The 17,160-nt window shown below is 67.4% G+C and carries 16 protein-coding genes; 6 read left to right on the top strand and 10 right to left on the bottom strand.

Going from position 1 to position 17,160, the window contains the following annotated elements; genetic code table 11:
* Window positions 1-85: 85 nt before the first annotated feature.
* Window positions 86-649: an FKBP-type peptidyl-prolyl cis-trans isomerase gene (locus ABC347_RS14645; protein WP_413246443.1), complete on the bottom strand. Its 564-nt coding sequence runs from the start codon at window positions 647-649 to the stop codon at window positions 86-88.
* A gap of 69 nt (window positions 650-718) precedes the next feature.
* The gene (gene rpsU, locus ABC347_RS14640; protein ID WP_093315719.1) at window positions 719-925 is read right to left on the bottom strand and encodes a 30S ribosomal protein S21; all 207 of its coding nucleotides are present in this window, start codon (window positions 923-925) and stop codon (window positions 719-721) included.
* Window positions 926-1,112: 187 nt separating this feature from the next.
* On the opposite strand from rpsU, the gene ABC347_RS14635 reads away from it, so the two are divergent.
* On the top strand, window positions 1,113-1,661 hold the full coding sequence (locus tag ABC347_RS14635) for a (2Fe-2S)-binding protein (protein WP_413246442.1): 549 nt from the start codon (window positions 1,113-1,115) through the stop codon (window positions 1,659-1,661).
* 114 nt (window positions 1,662-1,775) lie between these two features.
* Here the strand turns inward: ABC347_RS14635 and ABC347_RS14630 are convergent, their stop codons facing one another.
* Both ABC347_RS14630 and ABC347_RS14625 read right to left on the bottom strand, forming a co-directional pair.
* The gene (locus tag ABC347_RS14630; RefSeq protein WP_413246441.1) at window positions 1,776-2,039 is read right to left on the bottom strand and encodes an RNA-binding S4 domain-containing protein; all 264 of its coding nucleotides are present in this window, start codon (window positions 2,037-2,039) and stop codon (window positions 1,776-1,778) included.
* Window positions 2,032-4,581: a helicase-related protein gene (locus ABC347_RS14625; protein WP_413246440.1), complete on the bottom strand. Its 2,550-nt coding sequence runs from the start codon at window positions 4,579-4,581 to the stop codon at window positions 2,032-2,034. Before ABC347_RS14625 ends, ABC347_RS14630 begins: the two co-directional genes overlap by 8 nt.
* Before the next feature lie 240 nt (window positions 4,582-4,821).
* Between ABC347_RS14625 and ABC347_RS14620 the strand changes: the two genes are divergently transcribed.
* On the top strand, window positions 4,822-6,336 hold the full coding sequence (locus ABC347_RS14620; protein ID WP_413246439.1) for a M23 family metallopeptidase: 1,515 nt from the start codon (window positions 4,822-4,824) through the stop codon (window positions 6,334-6,336).
* A gap of 166 nt (window positions 6,337-6,502) precedes the next feature.
* Here ABC347_RS14620 and ABC347_RS14615 read toward each other — a convergent pair whose 3' ends face one another.
* From ABC347_RS14615 to ABC347_RS14605, 3 genes are all read right to left on the bottom strand, one after another.
* A complete protein-coding gene (locus ABC347_RS14615; protein ID WP_413247077.1) occupies window positions 6,503-8,167 on the bottom strand; it encodes an ATP-binding protein in 1,665 nt (554 codons plus the stop codon).
* Between the two features lie 90 nt (window positions 8,168-8,257).
* Window positions 8,258-8,992 carry a TIGR02186 family protein gene (locus tag ABC347_RS14610; RefSeq protein ID WP_413247076.1) on the bottom strand — a complete coding sequence of 245 codons (735 nt, stop codon included), beginning with the start codon at window positions 8,990-8,992 and terminating at the stop codon, window positions 8,258-8,260.
* 23 nt (window positions 8,993-9,015) lie between these two features.
* A complete protein-coding gene (locus ABC347_RS14605) occupies window positions 9,016-9,930 on the bottom strand; it encodes a sulfite exporter TauE/SafE family protein (RefSeq protein WP_413246438.1) in 915 nt (304 codons plus the stop codon).
* A gap of 89 nt (window positions 9,931-10,019) precedes the next feature.
* Here ABC347_RS14605 and crtY point away from each other — a divergent pair, with 89 nt between their 5' ends.
* From crtY to ABC347_RS14585, 4 genes are read left to right on the top strand one after another with little or no spacing between them, the layout of a single operon-like run.
* A complete protein-coding gene (gene crtY, locus ABC347_RS14600; protein WP_413246437.1) occupies window positions 10,020-11,180 on the top strand; it encodes a lycopene beta-cyclase CrtY in 1,161 nt (386 codons plus the stop codon).
* Window positions 11,177-12,661 carry a phytoene desaturase gene (locus ABC347_RS14595; protein WP_413246436.1) on the top strand — a complete coding sequence of 495 codons (1,485 nt, stop codon included), beginning with the start codon at window positions 11,177-11,179 and terminating at the stop codon, window positions 12,659-12,661. The genes crtY and ABC347_RS14595 overlap by 4 nt, the downstream gene beginning before the upstream one ends.
* A complete protein-coding gene (locus ABC347_RS14590) occupies window positions 12,658-13,239 on the top strand; it encodes an LOG family protein (protein WP_413246435.1) in 582 nt (193 codons plus the stop codon). Before ABC347_RS14595 ends, ABC347_RS14590 begins: the two co-directional genes overlap by 4 nt.
* Window positions 13,236-14,210: a phytoene/squalene synthase family protein gene (locus ABC347_RS14585; RefSeq protein ID WP_413246434.1), complete on the top strand. Its 975-nt coding sequence runs from the start codon at window positions 13,236-13,238 to the stop codon at window positions 14,208-14,210. Before ABC347_RS14590 ends, ABC347_RS14585 begins: the two co-directional genes overlap by 4 nt.
* Here ABC347_RS14585 and ABC347_RS14580 read toward each other — a convergent pair.
* The 3 genes from ABC347_RS14580 to thrS form a co-directional block, all read right to left on the bottom strand.
* The gene (locus ABC347_RS14580) at window positions 14,174-14,503 is read right to left on the bottom strand and encodes a hypothetical protein (RefSeq protein WP_413246433.1); all 330 of its coding nucleotides are present in this window, start codon (window positions 14,501-14,503) and stop codon (window positions 14,174-14,176) included. The two genes, ABC347_RS14585 and ABC347_RS14580, sit on opposite strands and share 37 nt — an antisense overlap.
* A gap of 14 nt (window positions 14,504-14,517) precedes the next feature.
* Entirely contained in the window at window positions 14,518-15,027 is a 510-nt protein-coding gene (gene infC, locus ABC347_RS14575; RefSeq protein ID WP_413247075.1) for a translation initiation factor IF-3, read from the bottom strand.
* 129 nt (window positions 15,028-15,156) lie between these two features.
* Window positions 15,157-17,160 carry a threonine--tRNA ligase gene (thrS, locus tag ABC347_RS14570; RefSeq protein ID WP_413246432.1) on the bottom strand — a complete coding sequence of 668 codons (2,004 nt, stop codon included), beginning with the start codon at window positions 17,158-17,160 and terminating at the stop codon, window positions 15,157-15,159.

Raw genomic sequence — 17,160 nt, 5'->3', positions numbered from 1 at the left:
TTTCGTCAGGATGACGGATGGAACATCAGCATAACGGATCGAACCCGGGTATCGCGCCGCCAGACGGCGGTTCAAACCGCTATTATCAGCGGCCGCCCATGCCGGGCAGGCCCATCGCCGAGGCGGGAGCGAGCTCGACCAGTTCGACATCGAACACCAGCACCGAATTGGGCGGGATCTTCAGCTCGCCGGTGCGGGGATCGGGCGCGCCGCGCTCGCCATAGGCCAGCTCGGGCGGGATCCAGAAGCGGTACTTGGAGCCCCTGTTCATCAGCTGCAGGCCTTCGGAAAAGCCCGGGATCATGCCGCCGACCGGCAACGGCACCGGCTGATCGGTCGAATCGAAGCTTTCGCCATCGACGAAACGGCCGTCGTAGCGGACCAGCGCGATCTCCTGCGCGGTGGCCTTGGCACCCTGCCCCTCGGTGATCACCTGATATTGCAGGCCGGTCGGCGTGGTCACGATGCCCGCGCGCTTGCCATTGGCGGCCAGATATTCGGCCGGGGGCATCGCGGCGCGCACTTGCGCGGCGGTCGATGCGACGGCGACGCCGATCGCGACCGACACGATCAGGCCGACCCCGACCCACAGTTTGACGAGCGAGCCCTTCGCGATCGGACGAAGGGGGACGGCGGTCACTTCGGACATGTCGGGGCTCGCTCCGGCTACAGCTTCAATCTCGGGTCCTGATGCCCGCGTGCGGGCACCGGCGCAAGATCAGCGCTGGCCGTCGCGCTCGGCGCGCTTGCGCTCCAGCTTGCGCGCGCGGCGGATCGCCGCGGCCCGCTCGCGGGCACGCTTTTCGCTGGGCTTCTCGTAATGGCGGCGCAGCTTCATTTCGCGATAGACGCCCTCGCGCTGCAGCTTCTTCTTGAGCGCGCGCAGTGCCTGGTCCACATTATTGTCGCGAACGATGATTTGCATGACGCCGTCAGTCTCCGATCCGTAAGCACCCTGCCGGTCCGGACCGGCATCGCAGGCGCGCAAAAAAGGTTCACGACGGGCGCAAACCCGTCGAGGAAGGCGCGGCCCTAGCAGCGTGCCCCTGATTCTTCAAGCCGAAAGCCCGGCGCTTCCCAACTGCCCCGCCGATCCGCTATCGCCGCACGCGATGACGCGCTTCACCGTGAACGGCCAGCCCATCCAGTACCGGATGGATCCCGAAACGCCGCTGCTGTGGGCGCTGCGCGACGCATCGAACCTGACCGGCACCAAATATGGCTGCGGCGCGGGGCTGTGCGGCGCCTGCACCGTGCATGTCGACGGGCAGGCGCGGCGATCGTGCCAGATCAGCATCGCCAGTATCGAGGGCAGCTTCGTCACCACCATCGAAGCGCTGTCGCGCGATCGTGGCCATCCGGTGCAGCAGGCCTGGGTGGCGGAACAGGTCCCCCAGTGCGGCTATTGCCAGTCGGGCATGATCATGGCGGCCGCCGCGCTCCTCGAGCGCAATCGCAGCCCAAGCGACGCCGATATCGATGCGGCGATCACCAATATCTGCCGATGTGGCACCTATCCGCGTATTCGCCGCGCCATCCGCCGCGCAGCGGCGATGCTCGCCGGGGGTGAACCGATGACGGCCGCCCCGCCGCCGGGGATCGATCCCGAGGACGCGGCCCGGGCCGTGCCGGCGCTGGTCGCACCGAAGAAGCAGCGATAGAATAGCATTTCCATCCGTTCTTTCCGAGCGAAGCCGAGAGATGTGCCGCAGGCAATGCCAACCGTGCCTCGACTGCGCTCGACACGGACGCGGTGGGGATCGAGATGTCGCTCTCTAGGTGCCGATTTCCTCGAAGCAGTCGCGGGCTTCGGCAGGCGGGCCACGGCGGGCGGGCAGCGCGACGATACGCAGTACGCGCACCCGGTCGTGCAGCGCAAAGCTGAGCACGTTGCCGACGCGAACCGCGGCATGCGCGCGATCGATCACGCGCCCGTCGATCCGCAACCGGCCGGCTTCCGCCAGAGCCTGTGCGGCACTCCGCGTCTTTGCCAGCCGCACGTACCAGAGGAAACGGTCCAGCCGCTGCTGATCAGCCATGCCCGCCCCGTAGCGCGGCGAGCGCGGAGAAGGCGTTGCCGGGCCGCGGCGGTGCGGCCGGTTGCGGCCCCGTCATGCGCGCGGGCCGCCGCCCCTTCCAAAGCCAGCCCTGCCCCGCCGCACCGGGCCTGAAGCCGAGCGCCAGCATGAGTTGCGAAAAGCTGGGCGGCTTCAGCCCCAGCGAGATCGCCAGCGACGGATCGGGTGCGATCGGCGCGCGCACGCCGCCGTCCGCGGGGCGGGCATCGTGCGCGATCCGGGCCAGCCGCTCGACCATGTCGATCCGCAGCATCTGCGCGCCGAGCGGGCGGAAGCCGGCACGCAGATGGGCTTCGCACGTGGCCCGATCGGGCGGCGTTTCCACAACCACCGCGCCGTCACGTGGCAGCGCAGCCATCGGCTCGCCCGCATGAGCCGCCAGCAGCGCCACGCGCCAGCGCATGGCATCAGGCTTCAACAGTGCCGGCAGATAAAGATCGAGCGTGCCGAGCTTTACGCCCAGCCGCGCCGCGCGCCGCCGCGCATCGCGATCGATCGACGCCACCATCGCATCGTGCCCGCGCCGATCGATCGCCCCCCCGGCCTCGGCCAGCGGGGCGAACAGCGCGCGCAGCGCCGGCGGCTCGGCCGGATCGCGCGCCGCCGCCAGCAACGCGGCCAGCGGCGCCAGGTGGCGTGCGACCATTGCCGCCACCCATGCTTCCAGCCGCGCCTCGATCAGCCGCCGTTCCGCCGGCGGCAGCGCATCCAGCGCGCGGTGCAGCTCGATCCGCGGGCTCAGCAGGCCGCGCCCCCGCCGCAACCGGCCGACCAGATGCCCGCGCCAGAGGATCGCGACCGGCAGGCCCGGATCGGTCGCCAGCGCAAAATGCTCGTCGCCATCGGCGGCCAGCGCACGCGCACGATCGCCCAGCGCACCGCCCAGCTTGCGTTCGGCCGCTGCCAGCAGGCGCTTCTTGTCGGCCAGCTTGGCGTCGGGATCGACGCGGAAGCGGAATCCATCCAGGCGGCCGATCGGCTCGTCAGCCACGGCCACCGTGCCGTCGTCCGCGATCGTCACCGGCAGGGCATCCAGGCCTCGCGCACCGAGATCACGCATCAGCACTGCCGTGCGTCGGTCGACGAAGCGCTGCGTCAGTCGCTGGTGCAGCGCATCGGACAGCTTCTCCTCCAGCCGGCGCGTGCGGTCGGCCCATTTGGCGGGCTCCGCCAGCCAGTCGGCGCGGTGCGCGATATAGGCCCAGGTCCGCACCCCCGCGATGCGATCCGCAACCGTTTCGACATCGCCCTGCACATTGTCCAGCCGCGCGATCTCTTCCGCGAACCAGCTTGCCGGAAGGTGGCCGTCGCCTTCGCTCAGGTGGCGATAGATCCGTGCCACGAGCCGGCTGTGCGGCTCCGCCCCGGTCTTGCGGAAGTCGGGCAGGCCGCAGGCCGCCCACAGCCGGGCGACCGCGCGCTGGCCGCGTGCGCGTTGGCGCACCCAATCCTCTTCCGCCAACCGCTTCAGCACCGACAGGTCGGTCGCCTCGCGGGCCGCGCGCAACCCGGGCAGATCGGGCTTGCGTTCCAGATCGGCGATCAGCGCATCCACGCTGTCCAGCGAAGGCCGGCCCTCGCGCCAGTAAAGATGGTTGAGCGGGGGGAAGCGATGCGCCTCGATGGCGGCGATTTCCTCCTCGTCGAACGCGGCGCCGCGCGCGCCTTCGAAACCCAGCGTGCCGAACGTGCCGTCGCGCTGATGGCGGCCCGCGCGGCCGGCGATCTGCGCCATTTCCGATATCGTCAACCGGCGCTGGCGGCGGCCGTCGAACTTGCGCAGGGAGGCGAAGGCGACATGGGCGACATCCATGTTCAGCCCCATGCCGATCGCATCGGTTGCGACGATATAATCGACCTCGCCAGCCTGGAACATCGCCACCTGAGCATTGCGGGTGGAAGGCGAGAGCGCGCCCATCACCACTGCCGCACCACCGCGCAGCCGCCGCAGCATCTCCGCCACGGCGTAGACTTCCTCGGCCGAGAAGGCGACGATCGCCGAGCGCGGCGGCAATCGCGAAAGCTTGGTGACCCCGGCGTAGCTGAGTGTGGAAAAGCGCGGCCGTGAGATGATCTCGGCCTCCGGCACCAGCTCCCGCAGCAGCGGGCGCAGCGTGTCCGAACCCAGGATCATCGTCTCCTCGCGGCCGCGCGCGCGCAGCAGCCGATCGGTGAAGACATGACCACGCTCGGGATCAGCGCCTAGCTGCGCCTCGTCCAGCGCGACGAACGCATAGTCGCGGTCGAGCGGCATTGATTCCGCCGTGCAGCAGAACCAGCGCGCCTCCGGCGGCAGGATCTTCTCCTCGCCGGTGATCAGCGCGACCGAGCGCTCGCCCTTGATGCGCACGATCCGGTCATAGACCTCGCGGGCGAGCAGCCGGAGCGGAAAGCCCATCATGCCACTGGAATGGCCGCACATCCGCTCGATCGCGAGATGGGTCTTGCCCGTATTTGTTGGGCCGAGCACCGCGACGAGCGGACTGGCATCATGACGCGCCATATCCTTGATGTCGGGCGTCTGCATTGCCGATGCAAGCGGCGATTTCGGCGCCCCACGATGCAGCCGCGGGAGGGATGTTCCAACACGGGGAACGCTTCGTCGGATCCCGCAAACCGTTCGCCGCGCACCGGAATCGGTCGGCCGCCTGTTAGCTTTACTTTAACCATCCTACCCCACAGTCCTCGCCACCGGCCATGCTGCGCATGGCGGGGGCATTGGCAATTTGCGGGGGGCGCGGGCTTGTTCCAGCGCAACGAGTTCGGCATCGGCGGCGCGGGCGCCACGCTAACCCTGGCGGCGGGCCTGCGCGCACCGGCGGCGGCTGCGCCCGTGTTCGGCCGCAAGGCGGCACACTGGATCGAGGATCTCGATCTCGTCGTCGATCTTGGCGCACGCATCGGCAGCCGTGAATGGTGGCGGGGCGCGGCCACCTGCGCCGCGCTGTGCGCAACCACGATCCTGCTTTCGCCGGGCTTCCAGTCGATCCCGGCTGCCGCCCCCGCGCCCTTGGCCGAAGCGCAATGGGATGAGGCCCGCACGATCGGTATTGCCCCGGCCGCTTTCGGCGCCGACACCGGCCGGCGGATGGCCGCGACCGATGCGGTGCAGCCGCTGGTCGACACGCCCGAGCGTCCCTCGATCGATCTGGCCGCCACACTCGGCCGCGGCGACGGTTTCGCGCGCGTGCTGGAGCGGTCGGGCGTCGCCCGCGCCGAAGCGGTCGCGATCGCCGACATGGTCCGCGGCACTACCGATATCGATGCGATCAAGCCCGGCACGCGGATCGGCATCACGCTCGGTCGCAGGCCCAACCGCAACGTCGCGCGCCCGCTGGACGCGCTGTCGTTCCGGGCACGCTTCGATCTCCAGCTCGCGGTCGAGCGGATCGGCGGCCGGCTGAAGCTGGTGCCGACCCCGATCGCGGTGGACGAGACACCGCTGCGGATTCAGGGCCGGGTGGGCAGCAGCCTGTTCCGGTCCGCGCGCGCGGCCGGCGCGCCGGCCAAGGCGGTCGAGACCTACCTTCGCGCGATCGCACAGCGCATGTCGGTCAGTCGCGACGTCCGCTCCGACGACCGGTTCGACATCATCGTCGAGCATCGCCGCGCCGCCACCGGCGAAGTCGAGGTGGGCCAGCTGCTCTATGCCGGGCTCGATCAGGGCCGCAAGCAGACGCGGATGCTGAAGTGGACGCTCGGCGGGCGCGAACAATGGTTCGAGGCTTCGGGCGTGGGCGAACGCAAGGGCATCATGCGCGCACCGGTGATCGGCCGGCTGACGTCGGGCTTCGGCCTGCGCCGCCACCCGGTGCTCGGCTTTTCGCGCTTTCACAAGGGGCTCGATTTCGGGGCGGCCTATGGCTCGCCGATCGTGGCAGCGACCGACGGCACTGTCGTCTTCGCCGGCCGCCATGGCGGCCATGGCAATTATGTGAAGCTCAGCCATTCCGGCGGTCTCGCCACAGCCTATGCCCATATGAGCCGGATCGTGGCACAGCCCGGGCAGCGCGTATCGCAGGGCCAGGTCATCGGCTATGTCGGCTCGACCGGCCTGTCGACCGGCCCGCACCTGCATTACGAGGTTTATCGCAACAATGTAGCGATCAACCCGAAATCGATCAGCTTCATCAGCACCGCACTGCTGGCGGGAGCCGAGCTGCAGCAGTTCAAGGCCAAGCTGAACCGTCTGCTGGCAGTGCCGCTGGGCGCGAACCGCACTGCGACCGCGAAGAAGGACGACAAGCCGGCGGCCTGATCCTGCGGCGGACATCGGTCACGCTGTCTCGATCCCGGCCCCCTTCAATCCCGTTCGTGCTGAGTCTTTCGAAACACTGCCCTGTCTTCGGCCCGCATCGTCTCGGCTGCGAAGAAAGGGCAGCCTTTCGACGAGCTCGGGCGAACGGACAATGGCGGACGGCGGCTTACCGCCCCTGGCTGCGCCACTTGCGGATGGTGCGCGTGACGATCTCATCCTCGCCACCGGTCTGTCGCCAGAGGTCGGAGAAGAGCGGATCGCTGGACGCCGGGCGCTTTTCGGGCTCGAGATCGTCGAGCGTGACCCGGATTGGGATCGCCACGCCTTCGCCGCAGATGATGCATTCGCGGTTGCGCAGCGCGGGGATCGAATCGAGGAAGCCGCGCGCGCCTTCGGGCATCGCCGCCTTCACATAGGCCTGGTCACGCTCGTTGTTCAGGCGCATCGCGATGATCGTGCCGCATTGCGAGAGCACGCCTTCGGCCAGATCCGACGGCCGCTGCGTGATCAGGCCCAGCGACACGCCATATTTACGGCCTTCCTTGGCAATCCGTTCCAGAATCTTGCGGACCGCGCCACCGGTCGTCACCCGATCCGACGGGATGTAGCGATGCGCTTCCTCGCAGACGAGCAGGATCGGGCGCTGCGCTTCCTCGCGGCTCCAGATCGCATAATCGAACACCATCCGGCTGAGCACCGCTACCACGACCGAGGTGATGTCCGATGGCACGCCCGAGACGTCGATGATCGAAATCGGCTTGCCGTGCCCGGGCAGCCGGAAAATCTTCTGTAAGAAGGCCGCCATCGTATCGCCGACCAGCATCCCGGAGAACATGAAGCTGTAGCGCGGATCGGTCTTGATTTCGTCCAGCTTGGATTTCAGCCGCATATAGGGCCCGGTGCCGCCGGACTTGTCCATCTTGCCCATCTCGGTCTGCAGGATGTTGCCGAGATCGGACAGCAGATAGGGGATCGGCGAATCGACTGTCAGCTTGGGGATGCTTTCGCCAAGCCGTCCCTTCGCGCGCGCCGCCAGCAGGCATTTCGCCAGCACGTCGCAGTCCGCCTGCCGCTCCGCCCCCTGCGAGCTGATGAAGACTTCGCAATGCTCCTCGAAGTTCATCAGCCAATACGGCATCGCCAGATTGTTGACGTCGAAGATCTCGCCGGTGGATTTGAACGCGGCCGAATATTCGCCGTGCGGATCGATCATCACGATATGGCCTTCGGGGGCCAGCTGGCAGATGCGGTGCAGGATCAGCGCAGCGGACGTCGATTTGCCGGTGCCGGTCGATCCCAGCAGCGCGAAATGCTTGCCCAGCATCGCATCGACGAACAGCGCGCCACGGATGTCGGCAGTGGGATAGATGGTGCCGATCTCGATATGCGGCCGGTCGTCCGCTGCGAACATCTGCTTCATCTCGGGGCTGGAAACCGGGAAGACCCGGCTGCCGGGCACCGGATAGCGCGTGACGCCGCGTCGGAAATTGGTCAGGCGGCCGGTCAGCCGCTCCTCGTCGCCTTCGCCCAGAAAGTCGATGAAGGCGAGGATCCGATCGCCGTCATGATCCGCCAGCCGCAGCGAGCGGACATTGGCGATCAGCCAGCGCTTGCCGACCGCAACCTTGATCATGCTGCCGACCTGCCCGGCCATGGCCACCGACGGATCGGGCTCGCCAGCCAGGGACTGGAGGATCGCGCCGTCGAGCAGCGCTTGCGAAGAGGAGCCGGCGATCTCGATCAACCGTCCGATCTCGACGGCTTCCAGCGGCGACGGGGCGGCTGGCCGCACGACGCCCAGTCCAACCGCAAAGCCCTGCATTCCAGTCATGTCGTTCATTGCTCTCGGCCGTCCTGATGCGATCAGCCTCAGGTCTTAGTCGCCAGACGTTAATTTAGGGCTTTGGTCCGGGCCGCCATGTCACGCGCGGCGGTTGAACAACGCCCCCGCCGCCCAGCCGAGCAGCAGCGAGACCGCAACCGCCGCCAGCCCATAGGCGAACGACCAGTTGCGCGCGGCCACCGCCACGAGCCGTTCGAACCCCGTCTTCTCGATCGCGATATCGCGGACGGCACCCGCCACGACGCGGCCGTCCTGGATCAGGAACGTCTCCGCTGTGTAATTGCCGACGGGAACCCGCGCCGGCACCTGGATGCGCGCGCGATAGAGCACGCCCTCGCTGATCTCCACGCCATGCTCGCCTTCGGTATAGAGGCCGGACCGGCGCTTGAGGTCGACCAGACCGGCCTCGAACCGGCGCGCCTCCTCGGGCGCCGCGCCGCTGGCCGGCGAAAGCTGGATGTTGCTGATCCCCAGTTCGTAGATCGCCGCAGTCCGCGCGTCGGTCAGTTCCTTCAGCGGGCGCGACGCCGCGATGGCATAGAAGGTCGGAACCGATCGAAAGCGCGCGCTGTCCGCGTTCAGCCAGATCCCGGCAATGCGGGCCTTCTCGCGAACCGTGATCGATTCGGCCGGTCCTTTCAACACCACGGCGATATCGGGCGGATCCTTTGGTACGCGACCACCGGGATAGAGGATCGCGCCGAACAGCAGCAGTTCCGCCCCGGTGAAACTGTAGATGATTTCGATCCGCCGCTGCGAGACATCGGGCACCAGCTTGGGCTTGGCCTGGGCCATCAGCAACGGCGCCGCCATCGCCAGCAGCGCGGTCGCCGCCTTCACAGCGGCTGCACCGTGTAGATCTCCTCCGGCCGCCAGGTCAGCCCCAGCAGCATCCGCAGCGCGACCGTCAGCACCATGAACGCCAGGAACAGGCGCAGATATTCGGGTTTCAGCCTGTTGGCGAAGCGCGCGCCGAGCTGCGCGCCCGTCACGCTGCCGATCAGCAGCAGCACAGCCAGCACGATATCCACAGCCTCGGTCGTCAGCGCATGCACCATCGTGGTGGCGGCGGTCACGAACAGGATCTGGAACAGCGAGGTGCCAACCACCACCCGTGTCGACATGCCGAGCAGATAGATCATCGCCGGCACCAGGATGAAGCCGCCGCCCACACCCATCAACACGGTCAGTGCACCGGTCATGAAGCCAAGTGCGAAGGGGGCGAGCGGAGAGATGTACAGCCCCGACCGATAGAACCGCCACCGCATCGGCAGCGCCGCGATCAGCGGATGGTGGCGGCGCGCGGTGACTGGGGCCACGGTGCCGCGGCGGCTGGCAACTACCGCCTGGATCGCCTCCTTCGCCATCAGGATGCCGATTCCGCCCAGCAGGAACACGTAGAGGATCGCCACCACCGTATCGATCTGGCCGCTGTCCTGGAGCATCCGGAAGATGAAGCCGCCGAGCAGCGCGCCGAGCGCGCCGCCCGCCACCAGTACCGCCCCCATCCGGAAATCGACGCCGTCGCGCCGGAAATGCGCGAACACGCCCGAAACGCTGGCACCGGTGATCTGGGTAGCGGAGGACGCCACCGCGACGGCAGGCGGAATCCCGTAGAAGATCAGCAGCGGCGTGGTGAGGAAACCGCCGCCGACGCCGAACATTCCGGCCAGCAAGCCCACGACACCGCCGAGCCCGACGATGACGAGCATGTTGACCGACAGGCCGGCGATCGGAAGATAGATGTCCATGGCCGCCCCCTCGCTACGGTGCGGCCGCAGGCGAGGCAACCGGCGAGCCCCCTATGCGCCCCGCACCGCCTCCGCTATGCGCGGGATCGATGGCCAGCGGCGCCCCTCATGACATCGCGATCGTCGGCGGCGGGCTCGCCGGCGGCCTGATCGCGCTTGCCCTCGCGGCGAAGCGGCCCGAGCTGGATGTCGTGCTGATCGAGGCGGGCGAGCGAATCGGCGGCAACCACATCTGGTCCTTCTTCGAAAGCGATGTGCCGCGCGACCAGCGCGACATCCTCGCCCCCCTCGTCGCCTATGCCTGGCCCAGTTACGAGGTCCGCTTTCCCAGCCATTCGCGACTGTTGAAGACGCCCTATTATTCAATCCCTTCGGAACGGCTGGATGCCGCAGTCCGCAATGCGCTGCCCGCGGATCGCGTGATGACCGGGCGGCGCGCGCTCGGCGTCGGCGCGCGCACTGTTACGCTCGAAGACGGCACCCGGATCGAGGCGGGCGGGGTGATCGATGCGCGCGGCGCAGGCACGCTGTCGCTGCTCGATGTGGGCTGGCAGAAATTCCTGGGCGAGGAACTGGTGCTGGCGGAGCCGCACGGGGTGGAGCGGCCGATCGTGATGGACGCGACGGTCGACCAGTATGACGGCTATCGCTTCGTCTATGTGCTGCCGTTCGACGAACGCACGCTGTTCATCGAAGATACCTATTACAGCGATTCGCCGAAGCTCCAGCCTGATCTGCTGGCCAGCCGGGTGCACGCCTATGCCGCGCAGCGCGGATGGCAAGTCGTCTCGACCGGCCGGCGCGAAACCGGGGTGCTGCCGGTGGCGCTGGGCGGCGATTTCGAGGCCTATTGGCAGTCCGGCGGCAGCGCGGTCGGCAAGGCCGGGGTCCGCGCGGGCTTGTTCCACCCCACCACCGGCTATTCGCTGCCCGATGCGGTGCGCACCGCGCACCTGATCGCCGGGATGGCGGATCTGACCGGTCCGGCGCTGGCGTCCGCGCTGCACGATCTTGCGTCGGTTAGCTGGGCCGATCGCGGCTTCTATCGCCTGCTGGACAGGATGTTGTTCCGCGCCGCCGCCCCGGCCGAACGCTACCGCGTGCTGGAACGATTCTACACGCTGCGCCCGCGCCTGATCGGGCGGTTCTACGCCGCCCGATCAACTCGGGCGGACAAGCTGCGGGTGTTGGCCGGCAAGCCGCCCGTTCCCATCTCGCGCGCGCTGAAAGTGCTGAAAGAGGCGAAATGAACAAGACGGCCGCGGTCATCGGTGCCGGGTTCGGCGGGCTTGCGCTCGCCATCCGGCTGCAATCGGCGGGAATTGCCACCACGATCCTCGAAGCGCGGGATCGCCCGGGCGGCCGCGCCTATGTCTGGGAACGCGAAGACTTCACCTTCGATGCCGGGCCAACCGTGATCACCGATCCCGCCTGCCTGCAGGAATTGTGGGCCTTGAGCGGACGCGACATGGCCGCCGACATCGAGCTGATGCCGGTGATGCCCTTCTACCGGCTCAACTGGCCCGACGGCACCAATTTCGATTATTCGAACGACGATGCCGGCCTCAATCGCGAGATCGAGAAGCTGAACCCGGCCGATATCGCCGGCTACGCCAAGTTCCTCGATTATGCCGCTGCGGTCTATCGTGAAGGCTATGAGAAGCTCGGCCATGTCGCCTTCCTCGATTTCGCATCGATGATGAAGGCGGCGCCCGCGCTGGCGAAGCGGCAGGCCTGGCGCTCGGTCTATTCGATGGTGTCCAGCTTCGTGAAGAACGAGAAGCTGCGCGAGGCGCTGTCGTTCCACACGTTGCTGGTCGGCGGCAATCCGATGACGACCAGTGCCATCTATGCGCTGATCCACAAGCTGGAAAAGGATGGCGGCGTCTGGTTCGCGAAAGGCGGCACCAACCGGCTCGTTGCGGCGATGGTCACCCAGTTCGAACGACTGGGCGGCACGCTGCGGCTGAACGATCCGGTGGCGCGGATCGATACGCTGGGCGACCGCGCAACCGGCGTCACCACCGCCAGCGGCTGGCATCGCGATTTCGATGCCGTCGCCTCCAATGCGGACGTGATGCACACCTATGCCACGTTGCTTGGCGGCACGCCGCGGGGCAAGCGGGCGACCTCCGCGCTGTCGCGCAAGCGCTATTCACCATCGCTGTTCGTCGTTCATTTCGGCGTGAAGGGCGCGTGGCCCGGCATTCCGCATCACATGATCCTGTTCGGCCCGCGCTACAAAGGGTTGCTGACCGACATCTACGATCATGGCGTGCTGGCCGAGGATTTCTCGATCTATCTGCACCACCCGACCGTCACCGATCCGTCGATGGCGCCCGAGGGCTGCTCGACCTTCTATGCGCTGGCGCCGGTGCCGCACATGGGCAAGCTGCCGATTGACTGGGACACCGCCGGCGAGGCCTATGCCGATCGCATTCTGGCAGAGGTGGAGAAAAGGCTGATCCCTGGCCTGAAGGATCGCCTCGTCACGCGCTTTCACTACACGCCGGCCGATTTCGGCCGCGATCTCGGCGCGCACCTTGGTTCCGCGTTCAGCCTGGAACCGCTGCTGACGCAAAGCGCCTTCTTCCGCGTCCACAACCGCGACGACAAGATCCCCAACCTCTACTTCACCGGTGCCGGCACCCATCCGGGCGCGGGCATTCCCGGCGTGGTCGGATCGGCGAAGGCCACCGCCAAGCTGATGCTGGAGGATCTGCGCGCGTGAAGCGGCTCGCCGTCTATTGCGGATCGCGCCCCGGCACCGATCCGGCTTATGCCGAAGCCGCGGTGGCGCTCGGCCGCACGCTGGCGGCGCGTGGCATCGGCGTGGTCTATGGCGGCGGCCGGCTGGGACTGATGGGGCTGGTCGCCGATAGCGCGCTCGAAGCCGGCGGCGAGGTGATCGGCGTCATCCCCGAAGTGCTGCGCGATGCCGAAGTGGCGCATCGCGGCTGCACCGAACTCCACATCGTCGGCACGATGCACCAGCGCAAGCAGATGATGACTGATCTGGCGGATGGCTTCGTCACCATCCCCGGCGGCACCGGCACGATGGACGAATTGTTCGAGGCGCTGAGCTGGGCGCAGCTCGGCTATCATGAAAAGCCGGTCGGGCTGCTTAACGTCGGCGGCTTCTACGATCATCTGATCGCGTTCATGGACAAGGTGGTCGATGCCGGCTTCCTGCGCCCCGCCCACCGCGCCAACCTGATCGAGGCGGACGACATCGAAACGCTGCTCGAAAAATTTGCCGATCATGTCCCCGCCCCGTCCGTCGTAGATCTGGTGCGCAGCCAGTTGTGAATTCCGATCGGGCGGCACTGGTCGAAGCGGCGCGGATCGCGATCGCGCGCGGATCGAAGAGCTTTTCAGCCGCGTCGCGCCTGTTCGATCGTACTACCCGCGAACGCGCCTGGCTGCTCTACGCCTGGTGCCGCAGGACCGACGATCTGATCGACGGGCAGGATCATGGCCATGGCCTGACCGCGATCGACGACGCCCCCGCGCGGCTGGCGCTGATCCGCGACCTGACGGCGCGGGCGCTGGCCGGCGAACGCACCGGCGATCCCGCCTTCGATGCGCTGGGCGTGGTGGCGGCCGAATGCGCGATCCCGCACGCCCTGCCGTTCGACGTGATCGAGGGGTTCGCACTCGATGCCGCCGGCTTTTGCCCGCGCAGCGAGGATGATCTGCTGCGCTACTGCTATCATGTCGCGGGCGCGGTCGGCGTGATGATGGCGATCGTGATGGGCGTGCCGGCCGACGACGATGCCACGCTCGATCGCGCCTGCGACCTCGGTCTCGCCTTCCAGCTCGCCAACATCGCCCGAGACTTGAGCGAGGACGATGCCGTCGGCCGCTGCTACGTGCCGATGGACTGGCTCTCCGACTATGACATTCCGCCCGGCGAACTGATGCGCCCGATCTACCGCAAGCGCGCCGGGCTGGTCGGCTGCCGGCTGGCGACGCTGGCCGCGGGCTACGAGGAATCCGCGCGGGCGGGCACGCCGGCACTGCCATTTCGTTCGGCTTGGGCGGTACTCGCCGCCGCCGGCATCTATGGCGATATTGCGCGCGAGGTGATCCGCCGCCGTGACCATAGCTGGGATCGCCGGATCGTCACGACCAAGGCGGACAAGCTCGGCTGGATCGCGAAGGCGGGGGGCCAGGCGCTTCGCCGCCAGCGCTTCGCCGGCAAGCCGCGCGATGGCCTGTGGACCCGGCCGCGCACCGCACGTCAATCGGAAGATTGCGCCGACCACCACTCCGCATAGGGCGTGTTTTTGGCAAGGTACCGATTATAGTCGGGCGCGCCGTCATCCCACCAGACCGGCCCGCGTTCGCCCAGCGCGCGCTTGGCGATATCGACCGCTTCCCGGAACGGCGCCGTCGCCGCTCCCGCGCGACGGGCACGGGCCATGCCGGATCGCGCCACCATCAGGTCCGAGACGAGCACGGCCCGTCGTTCCTCGCCCAGCCCCGGATCGCTCATCCGCCACAGCCGGCCCCGCACGACGAAATAGCGGCCATCCGGCGTGATCGGATGACCGCCTGCACGGTGCGCCATGCCGCGAACCGCGCCTATTTGGGCGCGATCACCATCAGCATCTGGCGGCCTTCCATGCGGGGGAACTGCTCCACCTTGGCCACTTCGGCGACATCGGCCTGAACCCGCTGCAGTACCTGCATGCCAAGCTGGCCGTGGGCGAGCTCGCGCCCGCGGAACCGCAGCGTCAGCTTCACCTTGTCGCCCTCGTCGATGAATTCGAAGACCTTCTTCATCTTCGTGTCATAATCGTGGTCGTCGATGTTCGGACGCATCTTGATCTCCTTGATCTCTTGCGTCTTCTGAGACTTGCGGGCGAGGTTCGCCTTCTTCTGCGTCTCGTACTTGAACTTGCCGACATCGAGGAACTTGGCGACGGGCGGATCCGCGTTCGGCGACACCTCGACGAGGTCGAGGCCCACTTCCTGCGCCTGCTCCATCGCCTCGCGCGTGTACATCACGCCCAGATTCTCGCCATTCTCGTCGATCACCCGGACCTTCTGGCTCTGGATGAATTCGTTGTAGCGAGGGCCGTTGAGAGGCATAGGGGTCGGGCCGAGGCCGCGACGCATCATGGGCGGGCGTATAGCAGATTCTCCTGTTCGTCGTCCGTGGGACGGCGCCGATATAGTCCTTCGCGGTTCATCTTGGAAGGGGAGCGCGCTGTGGCCGGGTCAACTGGCCAGATCGGGCGGGGTAGCTTCCTTGCGCAGCAGCGCGATCGCATCGTCCAGCGGCATCACGGTCTGGCCCTGGTCGCCCAGGCGGCGGATCGCCACGGTGCCTTCCTCGGCCTCGCGCTTGCCGACCACCAGCAGGAACGGCACCTTGGCCAGGCTGTGCTCGCGCACTTTGTAGTTGATCTTCTCATTGCGCAGGTCCGGTTCGACGCGGATGCCCGCACCCTTCAGCCGATCGACTGCGCCCTTCGCATAGTCGTCCGCATCGGACACGATCGTCGCCACCACCGCCTGCACCGGGGCCAGCCACACCGGCAGCTTGCCCGCGAAATGCTCGATCAGGATACCGATGAAGCGCTCATAGCTGCCGAAGATCGCGCGGTGCAGCATGATTGGGCGGTGGCGCTCGCCATCCTCGCCGACATAGCTGGCATCCAGCCGTTCGGGCAGCACACGATCGGACTGGATGGTGCCCACCTGCCAGGTCCGCCCGATCGCATCGGTCAGGTGCCATTCCAGCTTGGGCGCATAGAAGGCGCCTTCGCCGGGAAGTTCTTCCCAGCCATAGTCGGACGTCGCCAACCCCGCCTCGACGACTGCGTCGCGCAGCTCGTTCTCGGAAAGGTCCCACATCGCATCGCTGCCGAACCGCTTTTCAGGACGCAGCGCCAGCTTGATGGCGTAGGTGAAGCCGAAATCCTTGTAGATCCGGTCCGCCAGCTCGCAGAAGGCGCGCACCTCGGCCACGATCTGGTCCTCGCGGCAGAAGATGTGGGCGTCGTCCTGGGTGAACTGGCGCACGCGCATCAGCCCGTGCAGCGCGCCATGTGGCTCGTTGCGATGGCAGCAGCCATTCTCGTAGAAGCGCAGCGGCAGATCGCGGTAGGATTTGATGCCCTGCCGGAAGATCAGCACATGCGCCGGGCAGTTCATCGGCTTGAGCGCCATCCACTCGGCATCGTCCGAGACGATCGGCCCCTCGTCCGCGGTGTTGGGCACCTCGTCCGGGATGACGAACATATTCTCGCGATACTTGCCCCAGTGGCCGGATTGCTCCCACTGGCGCGCGTCCATCACCTGCGGGGTCTTCACCTCGCGATAGCCCGCCGCATCAATCGCGCGGCGCATATAGGCCTCCAGCTCGCGCCAGATGATATAGCCCTTGGGGTGCCAGAAGACCGATCCATGCGCTTCGGCCTGCAGGTGGAACAGGTCCATCTCCTGCCCCAGCCGGCGATGATCGCGCTTGGCAGCCTCTTCAAGCCGGAACAGATGCTGGTCGAGCTGCTTCTTGTTGAGCCAGCCGGTGCCATAGATGCGGCTGAGCATCGCGTTCTTCTGGTCGCCGCGCCAATAGGCGCCGGACACGCGCGTCAGCCTGAACGCGGCGGGGTCGAGCTTGCCGGTGGAGGCCAGATGCGGGCCGCGGCACATGTCCAGCCAAGCCTCGTCGCCCTGGCCCGAACGATAGACGGTCAGTTCCTCGTCACCGGGCAGCTCGGCCGCCCATTCGGCCTTGAACGTCTCGCCTTGGCGCTGCCAGCGCGCGATCAGCTCGGCACGATCCCAGACCTCGCGCACCAGCGGCTCGTCCTTCGCGATGATGCGGCGCATCTCGGCCTCGATCGCGGGCAGATCCTCCTCGGTGAAGGGGCGGTCCTTCGGCGCGAAATCATAATAGAAGCCATCATCGGTGGCCGGGCCGAAGGTGATCTGCGTGCCAGGGAACAGATGCTGCACCGCTTCGGCCAGCACATGCGCATAATCGTGGCGCGCCAGCTCCAGCGCGTCCGCCTCGTCCCGCGCGGTGACGAGCGCCAGCTGCGCATCGCCCTCGAACGGCCGGCCGATATCGCGCAGCTCGCCGTCGACGCGCGCGGCGAGCGCCGCCTTCGCCAGTCCCGGCCCGATCGCCGCCGCGATATCGGCCGGGGTGGTGCCCGCCGGCACCTCGCGCACCGAACCGTCGGGAAGCGTGATCTTGAAATGCGCGGACAT

Origin of the sequence: Sphingomonas canaveralia, from assembly GCF_047238125.1 — a bacterium.
In the GTDB taxonomy this organism is placed as follows: Bacteria; Pseudomonadota; Alphaproteobacteria; order Sphingomonadales; family Sphingomonadaceae; genus JBDFMH01.
This window is presented reverse-complemented; position numbering and strand designations above follow the sequence as displayed.